General features: G+C 62.6%; 17 protein-coding genes and 1 tRNA gene. 10 read left to right on the plus strand and 8 right to left on the minus strand.

The features are described from left to right. Positions 1-3: 3 nt before the first annotated feature. Positions 4-483 carry an FHA domain-containing protein FhaB/FipA gene (locus AC6CH8_RS11055; protein WP_024818875.1) on the minus strand — a complete coding sequence of 160 codons (480 nt, stop codon included), beginning with the start codon at positions 481-483 and terminating at the stop codon, positions 4-6. Between the two features lie 5 nt (positions 484-488). Further along, positions 489-1,238: an FHA domain-containing protein gene (locus AC6CH8_RS11060; protein ID WP_420179551.1), complete on the minus strand. Its 750-nt coding sequence runs from the start codon at positions 1,236-1,238 to the stop codon at positions 489-491. Positions 1,239-1,612: 374 nt separating this feature from the next. On the opposite strand from AC6CH8_RS11060, the gene AC6CH8_RS11065 reads away from it, so the two are divergent. After that, a tRNA-Leu gene (locus AC6CH8_RS11065) sits at positions 1,613-1,695 on the plus strand. A gap of 152 nt (positions 1,696-1,847) precedes the next feature. On the opposite strand, the gene AC6CH8_RS11070 is transcribed toward AC6CH8_RS11065, so the two are convergent. Together AC6CH8_RS11070 and AC6CH8_RS11075 are read right to left on the minus strand one after the other, a co-directional pair. Continuing rightward, complete coding sequence (locus AC6CH8_RS11070; protein WP_091464322.1) at positions 1,848-2,546, minus strand: FadR/GntR family transcriptional regulator; 699 nt, start codon at positions 2,544-2,546, stop codon at positions 1,848-1,850. A gap of 10 nt (positions 2,547-2,556) precedes the next feature. Continuing rightward, positions 2,557-3,684: an L-talarate/galactarate dehydratase gene (locus AC6CH8_RS11075; RefSeq protein WP_498190507.1), complete on the minus strand. Its 1,128-nt coding sequence runs from the start codon at positions 3,682-3,684 to the stop codon at positions 2,557-2,559. A 172-nt stretch (positions 3,685-3,856) separates the two neighbouring features. On the opposite strand from AC6CH8_RS11075, the gene AC6CH8_RS11080 reads away from it, so the two are divergent. After that, positions 3,857-4,540 carry a hypothetical protein gene (locus AC6CH8_RS11080; RefSeq protein ID WP_498190509.1) on the plus strand — a complete coding sequence of 228 codons (684 nt, stop codon included), beginning with the start codon at positions 3,857-3,859 and terminating at the stop codon, positions 4,538-4,540. An 11-nt stretch (positions 4,541-4,551) separates the two neighbouring features. Here the strand turns inward: AC6CH8_RS11080 and AC6CH8_RS11085 are convergent, their stop codons facing one another. Then, positions 4,552-5,280, minus strand: coding sequence for a TetR/AcrR family transcriptional regulator (locus tag AC6CH8_RS11085; RefSeq protein ID WP_498190510.1), 729 nt, complete (start codon positions 5,278-5,280; stop codon positions 4,552-4,554). Positions 5,281-5,344: 64 nt separating this feature from the next. On the opposite strand from AC6CH8_RS11085, the gene AC6CH8_RS11090 reads away from it, so the two are divergent. The 3 genes from AC6CH8_RS11090 to AC6CH8_RS11100 all read left to right on the plus strand — a co-directional run bounded on the left by AC6CH8_RS11090 (position 5,345) and on the right by AC6CH8_RS11100 (position 9,237). After that, on the plus strand, positions 5,345-6,763 hold the full coding sequence (locus AC6CH8_RS11090; protein WP_279586729.1) for a flavin monoamine oxidase family protein: 1,419 nt from the start codon (positions 5,345-5,347) through the stop codon (positions 6,761-6,763). 84 nt (positions 6,764-6,847) lie between these two features. After that, positions 6,848-7,708 (plus strand): universal stress protein, encoded by an 861-nt coding sequence (locus AC6CH8_RS11095; RefSeq protein ID WP_498190512.1) that lies wholly within the window; start codon positions 6,848-6,850, stop codon positions 7,706-7,708. Positions 7,709-7,731: 23 nt separating this feature from the next. Beyond that, positions 7,732-9,237: an APC family permease gene (locus AC6CH8_RS11100; protein ID WP_091464338.1), complete on the plus strand. Its 1,506-nt coding sequence runs from the start codon at positions 7,732-7,734 to the stop codon at positions 9,235-9,237. Between the two features lie 68 nt (positions 9,238-9,305). On the opposite strand, the gene AC6CH8_RS11105 is transcribed toward AC6CH8_RS11100, so the two are convergent. Beyond that, on the minus strand, positions 9,306-9,869 hold the full coding sequence (locus AC6CH8_RS11105) for a hypothetical protein (protein ID WP_498190514.1): 564 nt from the start codon (positions 9,867-9,869) through the stop codon (positions 9,306-9,308). Positions 9,870-10,267: 398 nt separating this feature from the next. Here AC6CH8_RS11105 and AC6CH8_RS11110 point away from each other — a divergent pair, with 398 nt between their 5' ends. Next, complete coding sequence (locus AC6CH8_RS11110) at positions 10,268-10,651, plus strand: VOC family protein (protein WP_420179558.1); 384 nt, start codon at positions 10,268-10,270, stop codon at positions 10,649-10,651. Positions 10,652-10,719: 68 nt separating this feature from the next. Here AC6CH8_RS11110 and AC6CH8_RS11115 read toward each other — a convergent pair whose 3' ends face one another. Beyond that, a complete protein-coding gene (locus AC6CH8_RS11115; protein ID WP_062072297.1) occupies positions 10,720-11,169 on the minus strand; it encodes a DUF5997 family protein in 450 nt (149 codons plus the stop codon). Positions 11,170-11,202: 33 nt separating this feature from the next. Between AC6CH8_RS11115 and AC6CH8_RS11120 the strand changes: the two genes are divergently transcribed. Beyond that, the gene (locus AC6CH8_RS11120; protein WP_179018038.1) at positions 11,203-11,928 is read left to right on the plus strand and encodes a LysR family substrate-binding domain-containing protein; all 726 of its coding nucleotides are present in this window, start codon (positions 11,203-11,205) and stop codon (positions 11,926-11,928) included. Here the strand turns inward: AC6CH8_RS11120 and AC6CH8_RS11125 are convergent, their stop codons facing one another. Further along, positions 11,929-12,627, minus strand: a complete 699-nt coding sequence (locus AC6CH8_RS11125) for a GntR family transcriptional regulator (RefSeq protein WP_498190516.1) — start codon at positions 12,625-12,627, stop codon at positions 11,929-11,931. A 109-nt stretch (positions 12,628-12,736) separates the two neighbouring features. Between AC6CH8_RS11125 and AC6CH8_RS11130 the strand changes: the two genes are divergently transcribed. The 3 genes from AC6CH8_RS11130 to AC6CH8_RS11140 are packed head-to-tail and all read left to right on the plus strand — an operon-like array spanning position 12,737 to position 16,580. Continuing rightward, positions 12,737-13,495, plus strand: coding sequence for a LamB/YcsF family protein (locus AC6CH8_RS11130; protein WP_498190518.1), 759 nt, complete (start codon positions 12,737-12,739; stop codon positions 13,493-13,495). 46 nt (positions 13,496-13,541) lie between these two features. After that, positions 13,542-14,891, plus strand: a complete 1,350-nt coding sequence (locus AC6CH8_RS11135; protein WP_364308615.1) for an MFS transporter — start codon at positions 13,542-13,544, stop codon at positions 14,889-14,891. Between the two features lie 6 nt (positions 14,892-14,897). Further along, entirely contained in the window at positions 14,898-16,580 is a 1,683-nt protein-coding gene (locus AC6CH8_RS11140) for a 5-oxoprolinase subunit B/C family protein (RefSeq protein ID WP_498190521.1), read from the plus strand. The last annotated feature ends 4 nt before the right edge of the window (positions 16,581-16,584 follow it).

A 16,584-nucleotide genomic window follows, 5' to 3' on the forward strand; every position in this document is an offset into this window, starting at 1 on the left:
GGACTACGGCCTCAATTCAATGACCGTCTTGCCGATTCTCACGGGGACGCCAAGCTCAACCGGCAAGGCGCGGGTGAGCTGTTGATCGGCCAGGTAGGTGCCGTTGGTGGATCCGAGGTCTTCGATGAACCAGCGGCTGCCCTGCGGGAACAGGCGCGCATGCCGCCCTGAAGCGTAATCATCTTCCAGGACAAGCGTGGCTTCCTGTGCGCGGCCGAGCAGGATGGGGCTGGCGGCCAAGGGAACCGTGGTGCCCTTGAGGGGGCCCTCCGTGACTACCAGTGTGCGCGCATGCTGGATTGCCGGCGGCGGAGAAGCTGCCAGCTCAGGGTGCTTCCGGACTTCGCGTGCGGTGGGAACACCAGTTACGGCCTTGCGGCCAATCTGGAAGTCGCGGCGCATGGTGGTCACAATGCTGAAGATCAGGACCCACAACAAAAGGAGGAACCCGAAGCGAAGCGCTGTGATGGTCAGTTCGCTGATGTCGTTCACGCGTGGCCACCCGGGGCTTGGGGGAGTAGGCGGAAAATAATCTTGGTACGTCCCATCGTGATGGTTGAGCCGTCTGTCAGCTCCACGCTGCCGTTCACTTTATGCCCGTTGACGTAACTGCCATTAGTGGAGCCGAGGTCAACGGCCCAAGTGCCGCCGTTCTCCGTGCGGACCTCGAGGTGTTTCCGTGAAACGCCTGTGTCATCTACAAGGATGTCGGCCTCGGATGAGCGGCCCAGCACCACGGAGTGGGCGTTGAGGGAATACCGCTGGCCACCAATGTCCAGCACGGGCTGGAGGCGGGTGGGTTGCCGTGCCGGGGCAGCAGGAACATGGGCACGTGGAGCTTGTGGAGCAGGAGCAGCGTCATCGGACGATTTCTCGGTCCGGGAGTTTATTTCGAAATGTCCTGCGCGTTCTTCGTCACTGCGACGGAACGAGATACGGACAGCGCCTTGGAGCGTGTAGCCCTGGCTGCGGACGTGCTGGATAACGACGTCGCATAGTTCCTCGGCGAGGGGTGTTCCCCATTCCTGTGCCCGGGCGAAGTCTTCATCGCTGAGCAGGACGTCGAAAACATTGGGAGCGAGCGTCCGCCCGGCTGCGATGGTGATGGACTTGTTGTCCAACTCGCGCCTCAGCTTGCTTGCAATCTCCACTGGTTCAACACGTGCCCGCGACCCCGTGGAGAAGACGTTGCGGACGGCCTTTTCAATGCCGCGCTCGACTTTGTCCAGCAAACCCATGTCCTTCTCCTTTCCTTGCCGCGGCACCCGTTGTGCCTGGTCCGATAGTCCGTCCATTCCTCCGTCTGCGCACACGGCGAAGTATGCGCCTGACGGCCCTTCCACTTCCCGATACTACTGGGACTGACTGGGAATGGCCTTAATCCACAACGCCTTGCGACCCGGAAAAGTTCGTTCCCGGCCCTTGTTGGCGCGGGAGGCGGGGATTGAAATTTTCGTTCGATTCAGCTGTTGTTGGGGTTCTGCCAGGCTCGACAGGGGCTCTGCCTCCCGGCCGATTGGTGTTTTGCTCAGGATGTCCGTTATGCTTGATCTCGCTGCTTTTGAAGGAAACGAAGCTGGGAGACCAGCCAGATTCCGGAAAAAGAAGTTGCGCGCGAGTGGCGGAACGGCAGACGCGCTGGCTTCAGGTGCCAGTATCCGAAAGGGTGTGGGGGTTCAAATCCCCCCTCGCGCACGCAATTGAAAGAGCCCCGGTCTTAGGACCGGGGCTCTTTTGCTGTCTTGGGCGCGACTCCCGCCCTTGTTCGCTCCGCTCACCGTGGTAGGGCGGGGGATTCGAACAAGCCAGGGACTGGGTGACCAAGCGGGTCCCGGGCGGGCGGAAGGTCAGTTGCCTGCGGAACCTGTGAACCGGCGTCGTGAATTGCTCAGGTGCAGGCGCATGGCGGCCGCGGCAGCTACTGGGTCGCCCTCCGCGATGGCTGCATATATAGAGGAGTGTTCGTGGACCACTTGCTCGAAGCGTCTACGGGAATCTTGCTCATCGCCTGAAACGAGGCGTGGGCGGGGCATGGTGATCATGGTTTGGCCCAGGGCGGAGATGCAGTCCGTATAGAAGGGGTTGCCGGTGGCCGCCGCGACTGCCCGGTGGAACTCGAAATCGGCCTTCATTGAATGGGCCGGGTGGCCTGAGCTCGCAACGAACTGCTCCAAGGCGCCGTGCGTAGCCTTCAGCTGGTGTTCTGTGTGGTTCCGGGCGGCAAGTGCTGCGGCTTCTGTCTCGACGCCGATCCGGAAGTCGAGCATCTGCAGCCGCTCTTCCATGCTGCCAACGGCCCGCGTTCCTGGTGCAGGCGTGGGTCCGTCCGCGGGCGGGGTCAGCGCGAAGCTGCCCCGCCCACGTTCGGTTTCCACAAGCCCCTCGGCCTGCAAACGGGTGAGGGCGGAACGGACAACGGTCCGGCTCACCCCGAACTCACTGATGAGGGTGTTTTCGCTGGGGAGCTTCTCACCTGGCTGGATGACGCCGTCGACGATGCGGTTGCGAAGGTCGGCGGCGAGATCCGCGGTCAGGTTTCGGCTCATGGGTTCAAGATTACGCGCCGAATTCCACTGATTCGGTGGTCCATGCCCGCGCCTGTGCGCTCAAGGTAACACCCAATCCAGGGCGGTCCGGAACGATCATGCGGCCATTCTTGGTTTCCAGCCGCTCCTCGAACAGCGGGTCAAGCCAGTCGAAGTGCTCCACCCAAGGCTCACGCGGGTAGGCAGCAGCCAAGTGCAGGTGGATTTCCATGGCAAAGTGCGGGGCGAGGCCCAGCCCTCTTTCATCAGCCAACGCCGCGAGGCGCAGGAACTGGGTGATGCCGCCAACGCGGGGAGCATCGGGCTGGATGATGTCGCAGCTGTTCGCATTGATGAGGCCCTTGTGCTCCGCGACGGACGCCAGCATTTCACCGGTTGCGATGGGTGTGTCCAAGACCTGTGCAAGGTGCGCGTGGCCTTCGAAGTCATACGCGTCCAGTGGTTCTTCGATCCAGATGAGATTGAATTCTTCGAGTTGGCGGCCCATGCGCAAGGCGGTGGCGCGGTCCCATTGCTGATTCGCGTCCACCATGAGCGGGACGTCCCAGCCGATGTGCTCGCGAACTCCGGCGACGCGGCGGAGATCTTCCTTGGAGTCCGGCAGGCCGACCTTGATCTTGATTCCGCCAATCCCCTCGTCGATGGACCGAGTGGCGCGTTCCTTGACCTCATCCAAGGTGGCGTTGAGGAAGCCGCCGGACGTGTTGTAAGTCTGGACCGAGTCGCGGTAAGAGCCCAGGAGCTTGGCAAGGGGGAGCCCGGCGCGCTTCGCCTTGAGGTCGTAGAGCGCAATGTCTATTGCGGCCAGGGCTTGCGTTGCTACACCGGACCGCCCCACGGAGGCGCCGGCCCAAAGAAGCTTGGTGTAGATCTTTCCAATGTCGTTGGGGTCCTCGCCGATGATGCCCTCTGCGACCTCCTTGGCGTGGGCATATTGTGCCGGGCCGCCTGCGCGCTTGGAGTAACTGAATCCGAGGCCGCTATGGCCCTGTTCCGTGGTGATCTCGGCGAACAGGAACACCACTTCGGTCATGGGCTTTTGGCGGCCGGTGAAGACTTTGGCATCGCTGATGGGCACAGTGAGGGGCAACCTTGCGGTGGATAGCTTGACGTGACGAATGAGATCTACGGTGCTCATGGTTCTCCTAATGGGGACGGCATCCTTGCCTGCCACTTAGGATATAAGTTTAAAACTTGTACTACAAGAGGGTCGTCCGCTAAAAGACCCGCAGTGTGCGGTTCACGTTGCGCGCGATCTGCGCCCGTGCTCGTAGACTCCCTGTGTGTCAGAACGAAAAACAGGACAAAGAATGGCCGGCTATCACGAGGATTTGTGGGGCAGGCGTCCCTTGAATAGGAAAGCTATCCCGGGCAAGGCCCGGAAGAGCCTGAAAGCAGCCATTGGTGCTCTCGCGCTATCCCTTGCCCTGGCCGCCTGCTCGGGGGCCGTCTCCGGCAATCAAACGACCGCACCGGATGCCGTCGAATTCGACATCCTGACGTCCGATGGGGCCGAACGTATTACGTCACAGGGGACAGCGAAGCTGGATATGACAAAGGGGAAACTCGAAAAGGAGGCCGTGGGTCTACCTGCGGACGCTGCGAAAGGCCCCCTGATCTTTGCTCAGGACGACCGCGAGATTCAGATCGACATCGCCGGTCCCAAAGGAACCGTTACTGGAAGCTCTGACACCCTCAAATTTGTAACGGACCCCGCGCGTTCAGACTTTAAGGAGGTCACTTTTTACCATCGGTTCGACACATGGGAGGACCTGGAAAAGGACGTTCGTGACGCGGTTTCCCGTTATGGGTTGGACGCCGACGACGCAGAATATTGGCTCCAAAACGTCAACAAGACCAGCAGCTCAGTCGATCTGTTCAATCACAGCCTGGGTCCCGGCACGTCCACCGGCTTGGCGGTCACCTACGACATCGCCTATGAGTTCCCGGATCCATCAGTCATAAGCATTCGCGTCAGCCCTCTGGACGGCTGAGTACCCCCGCGTCAGTCAGAAACGGCTTCCCGCAGCGCCCCGAACCCCGTAATCAGAGCCTCAAGTCCCAGGTTGAATGCGACGTCGGTCGGCCGAGCGTGCTCCTCGGCAGCCAGCCGGTCCACGGCGGCGGTGAAGTTGGGGACCTGCTCGGCGAGGCTGCCGGCGTCGAAGATGTCCTCCGGCGCGGTGACGTCATAAGCGGCACCGAAAACGAACGCCTCCAAAGCCACAATCGCCGAGATGATCTTCTCTTCAGGGAACCCGGCATCGCGGAAGCCCGCAGTCACGGCCTCGTACATCGCCAGGGTTTTGGGGGCATTTGCCACGGGAAGCACTGCAATCACGGGTATCAGCGGCGTATGTTCCGAGAATACGTCGCGGTAGGACCATGCCCAACGACGCACTGCCACATCCCATGGTTCCGAGCCAAAAGCGGAGACATCCACCATCGCCGCCAAATGGTCTTCCACCAGCAGTAATACGTCGTCCTTGGAGCCCACGTGGTTGTACAGCGCAGACGGCGCGACGCCAAGGGAGCGTGCCAAGGCGGCCATAGTGAGCCCGTTGTAACCCTTGCTGCTGATCAACTCAAGCGCGGCCGTCGTAATCCCGTTTTGGTCCAGGACCGCCGCCGTCGGTCGACCGGCGCGGCGGCGCACAGAGCCGGCCGGGAGGGCGGAAGGAGCGGGAGTCGGTGCGGGCATCGGAGGCCTTTCTGCTGCCTGTGTCCCCAGCATTATTCCACCGGGGCTTCACAGCGGCCGACTCCAACGCTAGTATGGAACTAAATGAACGTCATTCATTTATTGGTCAGCCACCACGGACGGCCACGGAGAGGACATCATGCAGAATCTTGACCGCGACGTTGTGATCGTCGGTGCCGGACCGTCAGGGCTGACGGCGGCACGTGAATTGAAGAAGGCCGGACTCAGCGTTGCCGTGCTCGAAGCACGCGACCGGGTGGGCGGCCGCACCTGGACCGACACCATCGACGGCGCCATGCTGGAGATCGGCGGCCAGTGGGTTTCCCCCGACCAGACAGTGCTCATGGAACTGCTGGACGAGCTCGGCCTGAAAATGTACTCGCGCTACCGCGACGGTGAATCCGTCTACATCGGCGAAGACGGCAAGCGCACCCAGTACACCGGTGACACGTTCCCCGTGAACGAAACCACCAAGGCCGAGATGGACAAGCTTGTTGCCATTTTGGACGGCCTCGCCGCCGAGATCGGTCCCACCGAGCCCTGGGCACACCCCAAGGCACGCGAGCTGGACACCATCTCCTTCCACCACTGGCTCCGCCAGAACTCCAACGACGAGGAAGCCTGCAACAACATCGGCCTCTTCATCGCCGGTGGCATGCTGACCAAGCCGGCTCACGCTTTCTCCGCACTGCAGGCAGTTCTCATGGCAGCCTCAGCCGGGTCCTTCAGCCACCTGACGGACGAAGACTTCATCCTGGACAAGCGCGTCATCGGCGGCATGCAGCAGGTCTCGCTGCTGCAGGCAGCAGAGCTGGGTGACGACGTCGTACTTAACAGCCCGGTTCGCACCATCAAGTGGGACGACAACAACGTGACTGTCGTGTCTGAGCAAGCAACCGTCAATGCGCGGTTCGTGATCATGGCAGTGCCGCCGAATCTGTACTCCCGCGTCTCGTTTGAGCCGCCGCTGCCGCGCCGCCAGCACCAGATGCACCAGCACCAGTCGCTGGGCCTGGTCATCAAGGTCCACGCCGTGTACGACACACCGTTCTGGCGCGAAGAAGGGCTATCCGGCACGGGCTTCAGCGCAGGCGCGCTGGTCCAGGAGGTCTACGACAACACCAACCACGGCGACACCCGCGGCACCCTGGTGGGCTTCGTGTCCGACGAAAAGGCTGACGCCGTGTTCGAGCTCAGCGCCGAAGACCGCAAGAAGGCCATCCTCGAGTCCATCGCCGGCTTCCTCGGCGACAAGGCGCTCACCCCCGAGGTCTACTACGAGTCCGACTGGGGCTCCGAAGAGTGGACCCGCGGCGCGTACGCCTCCAGCTACGACCTCGGTGGCCTGCACCGCTACGGCAAAGACCAGCACGCGAACGTCGGACCGATTTACTGGTCCTCATCCGACTTGGCAGCCGAGGGCTACCAGCACGTGGATGGCGCCGTCCGCATGGGCCAGGCAACGGCCGCCCGCATCGTCGAGGCCAACAGGCTCGCCGCGGTGCCTGTCGCCTAAGGCATACAGCACTAAACCGGCAGGCTGGGGGAGCACCATCCCCGGCCTGCCGGCTCCACTGTTTAAGACGAGAAAGGGACCACCATGCGCTACGTAGTGGGTTATAGCGCCAACGCGAGGGGGCACGACGCCGTTCACCTTGCCGTTGCGCTGGCCAGGAACCACGATGTCAGCCTGGACCTGGTCCTGGTGATCCCGCAAGATTCCCCGTTCAATGCGGTCTACCCGCCTGAGGCCGGCTACAACGACATCCTCAACGAGCAGGCGCAGCGCTGGTTGGACGAAGGCCTTGCGCTGGTTCCAGCCGACGTCACCGCCCGTGCCCACATCAGGCGCGGCGACTCCGAAGCGCAGGCGTTGATCGACGCTGCCGTGGAGATGGACGCCGCGGCCCTGGTCATCGGCGCAACCAACGGTGGCCTGTTCAAGCGGTTCACCATCGGCTCCGTTGCGGGTTCGCTGCTCCATTCTTCGCCGGTTCCGGTCGTTTTGGCCCCCCACGGTTACCAGCGGACGGAGCCGATCACCCGTTTGAGTTGCGGTTTTGGGACGCGTCCGGGCGCTGATGAACTGCTCGACGTCGCGGTCGAGTCCGCGCGCGACCGTGGCCTTCCGTTGCGGCTCGTCTCGCTGTTGGCGCTCGACGGCGGTAACTCGCCTGGGTTGGCCGACGCGGCCTGGACGCATGCCGCAGAGCGGCTTGCCGCCGTCGGAGGTTCTGCTGTGGAGACGCCGGAACCTGAGATCGTCGTCGCGCAGGGCCGCACCATCGAAGAAGCCGTTGACCGACTCGACTGGGAAGACGGCGAAATCCTGTTGATCGGCTCCAGCCGCCTGGCCCAGCACCGGGCCACATTCCTTGGCAGCACCGCCAACCGGATCCTGCGTGCCCTCCCCGTCCCCATGATCGTGGTCCCCCGCGACTACACGCGACAAAGCTCCTAGCAATCGCCTGAGAGGCAAAACCCATGTCAACTGCACCAAAGACGGTCCAGTCGAAAGAAACACCATCCCTGAGTGAAAAGGGGCTGAAAGCCGGATCGGTGGGCCTGATCGGCGCCGTCGTGATTGGTGTTTCCTGCATCGCACCCGCTTACACGCTTACAGCTGCCTTGGGCCCCACCGTGTCCGAGGTTGGCGTCCATCTGCCGGCCATCTTCCTGGTGGGCTTCATCCCCATGCTGCTGGTAGCGCTCGGGTACCGCGAACTGAACAATGCAATGCCCGACGCCGGCACCTCCTTTACGTGGGCGACGCGCGCCTTTGGTCCATGGATCGGCTGGATGGGTGGCTGGGGGCTGATCGCGGCAACCATCATCGTGCTATCCAACCTCGCCGCCGTCGCCGTGGACTTCTTCTACCTGATGCTCGCGCAGATTTTCAGTAACCCGGAACTAGGGGAGCTCAGCAAGATCCTGCCGCTGAACATCGCCACCACGCTGGTGTTCATTGCCTTGGCGTGCTGGATTTCCTACCGCGGCATGGAGACCACCAAAGGCGTCCAGTACGTGCTGGTGGCCTTCCAACTGCTGGTCCTCGGCTGGTTCGCCGTCTCAGCGTTTGTGCACGTATCCAACGGGACGGCCTTCGACGCGACCGCAATTTCGCCCGACTGGTTCAACCCGTTTGCCGTGGACTCCTTCTCCTCGTTCGCCGCGGGTGTGTCACTCTCGATCTTCATTTACTGGGGGTGGGACGTCACCCTCACAATGAACGAGGAGACGAAGAATCCCGAGAAGACCCCGGGCCGGGCAGCGACCATCACTGTGCTGGTCATCGTGATCATCTACATGACCATTGCACTGGCTACGCTCTCCTTCGCGGGCGTGGGGGAGACCGGATTGGGTGCCGGCAACCCGGAGAACCAGTCCAGTATCTTCGCCGTGCTTGCCGGTCCCGTGATGGGTCCGTTCGCCATCCTCATGTCGCTCGCCATCCTGAGCAGCTCGGCGGCGTCCCTGCAGTCGACGTTCGTTTCACCGGCGCGCACCATGCTGGCCATGGGTCACTACCGCGCCATCTCGCCGCGCTTTGGCCGTATTAGCCCCACCTACAAGTCGCCCAGCTTCGCGACCATCGCGGCTGCGATCGCTGCCGCCGGTTTCTACGTGATCACCCGGACCGTGTCGGAGAACGCGCTGTGGGACACCATCACCGCCTTGGGAATGATGATCTGCTTCTACTACGGCATCACCGCCCTGGCCTGCGTCTGGTTCTTCCGGGCATCAGCGTTTAGTGGCGTCCGTCCGTTCTTCTTCAAGTTCCTGGCACCTTTGTTGGGCGGCGTGATCCTGCTGGTCATGTTCGTGAAGACCGCCATGGACTCGATGGACCCGGAGTATGGCTCGGGCTCGTCCGTTGGCGGTGTGGGCCTGGTGTTCGTGCTGGGAATGGGCGTGATCCTGCTCGGCGTGGTGGTCATGTTGGTGATGTATCGCCTGCGTCCTGAGTTTTTCAAGGGCAAGGTTCTGTAGTTTTCTCCCGACCTCCCGCCGAGGTGGCATTTAATACCAATGTTGCTCGCTGGGATGGTCATTAAGTGTCATCTGGGCGCAGGGAGGGCGGCCGTTGGGACGCCCGCTGCCCGTTCGGCTGCCGTGAGGGCTTCCGCGAGTCGCTCGACGGCGGCACGGTAGTCAGTTCCTGCTGTCACCTTGCAGTAATCCGCCTCGCGCATGGCCCGCGTAAGAGCCGCTGTTTCGGCAGTCCTGACGTCGGTCATGGCCGGAAAATCGATGGTCCGCGCAGGATCGAGCTCGTACTGGCGCCACTGCTCCAGGATCCTTTCGTGGCGGGCTGCGTCGTCCGGGAAACCAGCACGACGGCGGGGCTCAGCTGCGTGGATGCGCTCCACTTTGCGGATGCTTAACAGCGTTCCTGCCGCAGTGGCGATGCCGACCAAAACCATGATGAGCCCGGCCGGTGCCCATTGCACGGCAGGGACCAGAATGGCGGGCGCTACGACAACGAGCCCGCCGAACACGTCCCAAAAGAGCCCGTCCGGCTCCTGGCCGCGGCCGTGTGTCAGTTTCCTGTGCAGGACATACGTGGTTGCTGCGGTTGCAAGAACCAGAGCTACACCCCACAGGAGCATCATGGCGGGCATCGGACCACCTCCAGGCGAATTCGCTGCTTTGAATTCAGTATGCGGCAGTGTCTGCTTGGGCGCGAGGGGCAATGGGAGTGCCTTGAAAAACGGATAGCCAACTCTCGGTAGACTCTGTGCCAGTGGGCAAGAGCCTGCCGCATTGTTAACAAACAAAAGACCCGACTGCAATCGGGTCTTTGTTCAGCGCGATGCGCTCTTTGGTGCGATTCAAGGGCTTACTCCTTGATGCTCACGCCTCAAGAGTATGCCCCTTCGCGGGCTGCAAGCACTCTGACCGCGATCGCGCCCGTCCTCAGTGAGGGGGTGCACCATGTCTCGACGACGGTCGCGGGCTTGTCCGTGGCCGTCGTCCCGAGGTGCTTCGATGTCGGACCCCCGGGCGTAGCCTTGGCAGCATGAGACTGAAAATGTGCAGCATCCACGTCAAGGACCCCGCAGCAGCCCACGTCTTCTACACGGAGACGCTCGGCTTCGAGACCTTGATGGCCATGCCCGAGTACAACCTTTTCATCATCAAGGATCCCGGCGCGGACAACAGCAATTCGCCAGGGCTGCTGCTGGAGCCCAGCGATAACCCCATCGCCTCGAATTACATGAACGCCCTGCACGAGTCCGGCCTGGCCGCGATCACCTTCGGCGTACCCGATGTCCAGGCCGAGTACGAGCGTTTGCTTGCCGCGGGTGTGACGTTCCAAGGTGAACCCTCCGAGGATCCTTCAGGCGTCAGCGCAGTCTTCGACGACGGCTGTGGCAACTTCATCCAGCTGCACCAGGACTAGCCCGGCTTAGGCACCCGGCCTTAAACAACTGTGGCCGGGACGCAGGTCCCGGCCACAGCTCGTGAAAACTACGCGTGATCGCGCTTGGAGGTCTTCGGAGCATCACGCTTTGCGGCAGCGTTGTCCCTTGCTTCCTTGGTGGCGGCCTTCTTGGCAGCTTCGTCCTTGACGCGCTGCGCTTCGGAGCGGACAGCAGCGTGTGTGGCGCGTTCGGTGACCAGCCACTGCGGCGGTGCCTGCAGCAGCTCGGTGATTTCCGCCGTCGTGAGCGCATCCTCTACGCCGCCGCGGGCGAGGCCGCTGATGGAGATGTTGAGCTTGTGCGCGACTACCGGGCGCGGGTGGGGGCCGTTGCGGCGCAGTTCGGCGAGCCACTCCGGCGGGTTGGCCTGAAGTTCGGCGAATTCCTCGCGGGAGATGGACGAATCCTGGAACTCCTGGGGTGTTGCGGGCAGGTAGATGCCGAGTTTCTTGGCAACTGTTGCCGGCTTCATGGACTGGGAGTTCGAGGACGTCATGCTTCAAGGGTATCTGGCCGGTACTGTGAGTGTGTGCCAGACGCTGAAGATTCCGCCGAAACAACCGAACCCCTTGCCGGCCTCCGCTTCGCCTATGTTGCCGGTGTGACTCCTGGGAAATGGATCCGGCGGTGGGAAGAACGGATGCCCAACTTTCCGTTGCACTCATTCATGTCCGACGACGCCGCTCAGGTTTCGGTGTTGCGTGACGGTTCCGCTGACCTTAGCTTCGTTCGGTTGCCCGTGGACCGCGAAGGCCTGAACGTTATCCCTTTGTATGAAGAGCAGCCCGTGGTGGTCGCTCCCAAAGGACACGAGATTTCGGTGTTTGAGGAAGTTGCACTGGACGACCTCGCCGAGGAGAACTTCCTGGATATTGACGAAATGGGCGGGCCGGACATGGCCCTCCAAGTGGTCGCATCCGGCGCCGGGTTGGCGATCCTGCCGATGTCCGTTGCGCGGCACCTGAACGTCAAGGACACGGTCATGCGTCGTCTGACAGGGGCTCCGGGGACGCAGATCGGCCTGGCCTGGCTGGTTGGAACCGACAGCCCGGTGATCGAAGAGTTCATAGGAATAGTGCGCGGGCGGACAGCCCAGAGTTCGCGCCAACCCTCGGCTCAGCAGGAAAAGCCCAAGAAGGAGCCCAAGCCTGATCGTCGTGGCGGTGGCCCCAAGAAGCCCGCGGTTGCGCAGCGCTACGCCCCGAACCCGGACAAAGGTCGCGGCAAGGGTTCACGCAAGAAGGGCAAACGCTGACTACTCGCCGTGGATGGCGCTTTGTTGCTGCTCTGAACGGTTGAGGTAGGCCAGGAGAAGGTCCCCGGCACGCTCCAGCTCGCCCGCTTCCAATGCTGAGCAGATCTGCTCATTTTCCTTCAGCCAATCGCTGTAGAAGTGGGCGTTCATGGTGGCCTTGTGGAAGTAGAGGCGCATTTCGGCCAGGATCTGCGCCATGATCGTGTTCAACCGGTTGCTCTCGGCCAAGGCGACGATGGCCCCGTGGAAATGCTGGTTGGCGCTGCCCAGGCCCTCGTTGTCGTTGGCTGCAGCCGCGCGCTTACCTTCTTCGACGGCGGCCCTGACGGCGGCAATGCGCTCCGGGGACCCACCCGCTCGGATAGAACTGACCTCTATGGCGCGGCGAACCGTGTAAACGTCGTGGATGTCGCCTGCTTCGAGGGTGGCTACAAAAACGCCCTTATTGGGCTGGCGGAGAAGTAACCGCTCCCCGGCCAGTTCGGCGAATGCTTCGCGGACCGTGTTCCGGGAGACGCCCAGGTCCTCAGCAATGGTGGCTTCCGTCAGCTTGGCGCCCGGGACAAGGAAACCTTCAGCCAGCTGGTAGCGCAGTTCTTCGGCGACCCTCTCGGCAACGGACGGAACTTTCATCCGTACCCGGGCCCGCGCGCTATCAAGGCCAACATGTTCGTTTCTTCCGTGATCTGCACTGGCCATGACACCAAAAATACACGATTGCCGAAAAGCAGGATCGCTGGATCGTTGAACAATCCGGCGAAATGGTGCATGCTGGATGTAACGCACATCACGAGGCAGGGATCACATCATGGCAATCATCGATTTGAACAGCGACGTCGGCGAGTCCTTCGGGCGCTGGACACTCGGCGATGACGAAGCCATGTTCGAGTCCGTCTCCAGTGCCAACGTTGCGTGCGGATTCCATGCTGGCGACCCCAGCGTCATCCGCAGCACCTGCGAAAAGGCGGCCAAGGCCGGCGTCGTTATTGGCGCCCATGTCGGCTACCGCGACCTCGCTGGATTCGGCCGCCGCTTCATGGACATCGACCCCATGGAACTGGCTGATGACGTGGTTTATCAGATTGGCGCGCTGCAGGCGTTGGCGGCCACCACGGGAGCCAGCGTTCAGTACGTGAAACCGCATGGCGGCCTTTACAACGCGATCGTCAAGCACACTGCCCAGGCCCGCGCTGTGGTGGAGGCCGTGAAATCGGTTGACCCCAACCTTCCGATTCTTGGCCTTCCCGGTTCCGAAGTCCTGCGCCTCGCGGAGGAAGCAGGCCTTCGGGGCGTTTCCGAAGCATTCGCGGACCGCGCTTACAACCCGGACGGAACGCTCGTCTCGCGCTCCCAAACCGGGGCCGTGTTGCACGATCCAGCCGAAGTAGCAGAGCACGTCCTGCGAATGGCCACTGAACAAGCCGTCAGAACCATCGACGGTTCCCTCCTAAAAATCCGCGCAGAGAGTATCTGCGTGCATGGTGACTCACCCGGTGCCGTCGCGATGGCCACCGCTGTGAAGTCTGCTCTGAGCGATGCCGGCGTCGGAGTCGGCTCGTTCCTCTAGCCCACATGGGCTCCCCGCACCATCCCTCATCCCCCCGGAGGACATCATGACCAGCACCAACAATGCACCCAAGGCAGCGACAAGGAAGCCGCCGCCCGGTGCCATCAAGGCGTACGTCGCCAGCCTCACCGGCACGTCGCTTGAGTACTACGACTTCGCTATTTACTCGGTGGCCTCGGCCCTCGTGTTCCCCAAGATCTTCTTCCCGGGCAATGACGAATTCGTCGCGTTGCTGCTGTCCTTCTCGGCCTTCGCGGTTGGATACCTGGCCCGACCGATTGGTGGCGTCATCTTCGGCCGCCTGGGCGACAAGATCGGCCGTAAATACGTTCTGGTCTTCACCCTCGTCCTGATCGGCGTGGCTACGGTCCTCATCGGTGCACTGCCTGACTACTCAGTGATTGGAGTCGCAGCACCCACCATCCTTGTGCTGCTGCGTTTGGCGCAGGGCATTGGCGTTGGCGGCGAATGGGGCGGCGCAGTGCTGCTTTCCAGCGAATTCGGTGACCCCAACAAGCGCGGATTCTGGTCCTCCGCGGCCCAGATCGGCCCGCCCGCCGGCAACCTCATGGCCAACGGCGTTCTTGCCATTCTTGCCGCTTCCCTCAGCGAAGAGGCCTTCCTCTCCTGGGGCTGGCGCGTAGCCTTCCTGGCCTCTGCACTCTTGGTGGTCTTCGGCTTGATCATCCGACTCAAGCTTGAGGAAACGCCGGTCTTCAAGGCCATCCAGGCCCACGGAGATCGTCCCAAGGCTCCCATCAAGGAAGTCTTCACCACCCAGCCCAAGGCCTTGGTGGCAGCAGCGCTCTCACGTGTTTGCCCGGATATCCTTTACGCCCTGTTCACGGTGTTCGTCGCTGTTTATGCCACCAAAGAACTGGGCATGACCACCGGCAACGTGCTGTCCGCCATCCTGATCGGCTCGGCTTTCCAGCTGTTCCTGATCCCGGCGGCAGGTGCACTGACGGACCGCTTCAACCGTCGCTGGGTCTACGGCATCGCGGCAGCAGCTACCGCCGCCTATATCCCGCTGTTCTTCCTGATGATTCAGGGCAAGTCCGTAGCCATGCTGACCATCGGTACCGTCATTGGCCTGGCACTCCACGCCTTCATGTATGGCCCGCAGGCCGCATTCATCACCGAGCAGTTCCCGGCCCGCCTTCGCTACGCCGGCAGTTCCTTGGCATACACCCTGGCTGGTGTGATCGGTGGAGCCGTTGCTCCCATCATCTTCACAGCGCTCTACGGTGCCGCTGGCGGCGGCTGGTACCTGATCGCCGTATACATCCTCGTCGCAGCTGTTGTCACGATCGTGGGCATGCTCCTCGGCCGTGACCCCAAGCCGGAAGAAGATGTCCGTTTGGTGCAGGGGACGCACGCTCAGCCGGCGGCGTAGCGAAAGATGGAAACCGTGATGCAAACCGCCACCGCGAAAAGGGTTCGCTCTGTCAGGCCCGTCGGCACCCGTGCCGTCCTGGCCGAACTGAACAGCCTGCAGGATGTCCTTGCCCTTCAGGACATGCTCTACAAGTCCCCGCTTCCCGGCCAAGTGGACGTTCTGGCCGCCGCGGAAACTGTCATGGTGGTCGGCGAGTCGGCGGCTGCAACCCGTGCCATTGGCGCGCGGCTCCTGGAGTTGGAGCTTGCTCCGCTGATCGCCAGCGACTCTGGTCTTGTGGTCATCGATACCGTGTACGACGGCGACGACCTCGCCGATGTTGCGGAGCTCACCGGGCTGAGCGTGGACGGCGTCATAGCCGCGCACACGGGACAAATCTGGACAGTGGCCTTTGCTGGCTTCGCACCCGGTTTTGGCTACATGGTGGGTGAAAATGAGGCCCTCACGGTTCCCCGCCGCTCTTCACCGCGCACGGCGGTGCCCGCCGGATCCGTGGCTCTCGGTGGACAATACTCCGCCGTCTACCCACGCCGTTCTCCGGGAGGTTGGCAGCTGATCGGCCGGACAGGGGCCCGGATGTGGGATCTGGACCGTTCCCAACCTGCATTGGTTCGTCCTGGCGATCGCGTGCAGTACCGGGCCGTCCGCGAAGTGGTCACAGCTAAAGCACCATCGAGCGGTGACGCCCCGGCGCGTGAACCCGAAAAGGAGCATCACGTTGAGTCCGGTCTTCGGATTCTCAATCCGGGTGCGCAGAGCCTGATCCAAGATCTCGGGCGCCGAGGCTACGGTCCACTGGGGGTGTCCGCTGCCGGTGCGCTGGACAGGGCATCGTTGCGGCGGGCCAACCGGCTTGTCGGTAACGCTTCGTCTGCCGCAGCAATCGAATCCGTAAGTGGCGGGCTCACGGTGGAAGCTGTTGGCGACCAGGTGATTGCTGTGACAGGTGCGCCGACCACGCTGACTATCGAGTCGCCGTCGTGGTTTGAGCCCGGTGACGGGGCCGACGACGACGTCCAGCCGGGTGCGAAGCGATCCGCCCCGATGGCCGCACCCTTCGCATTGCTCGACGGCGAAGTACTCACCTTGGGCGCTCCGGAGTCGGGATTCCGGAATTATGTGGCGATCCGCGGCGGCGTGGACGTTCCTGAGGTGCTGGGCAGTCGCTCGGCGGACACGATGTCCGGCATCGGGCCGGCACCCGTGGTCGCCAGTCAGGTCCTGGCCGTGGGCGGCGCTACGGCATCCACGGCTGTTGGCAGTCCTGAGTTGCAACCTGAATTCCCGGGGGACGGAGTCACTGTGCTGGACGTCGTTCCCGGGCCGCGTGCCGACTGGTTCGACCAGGAAGCCCTGGATTCCCTCTGCAACCAGGAATGGCTGGTCACTCCGCAGTCCAACCGTGTGGGCATGCGACTGCATGGCACGCCGCTGAAGCGAACCCGCCAGGGTGAGCTTCCCAGCGAGGGCACCATGGCGGGAGCTCTCCAGATCCCACCCGCGGGACTCCCCGTGCTCTTCCTGGCGGACCACCCCATCACCGGCGGATACCCAGTGATCGGCGTGGTGCGCGACGAGCACCTTGATCTCGCCGCGCAGGTCCCCATTGGCGGAAAGATCCGCTTCCGGCTCGTCCCGGATTCCCCAGAGTTCATCACGCCTTTTACGAAGACCCCAGAGAAGTGAGTAT

Source organism: Paenarthrobacter sp. GQ52, assembly GCF_059759005.1.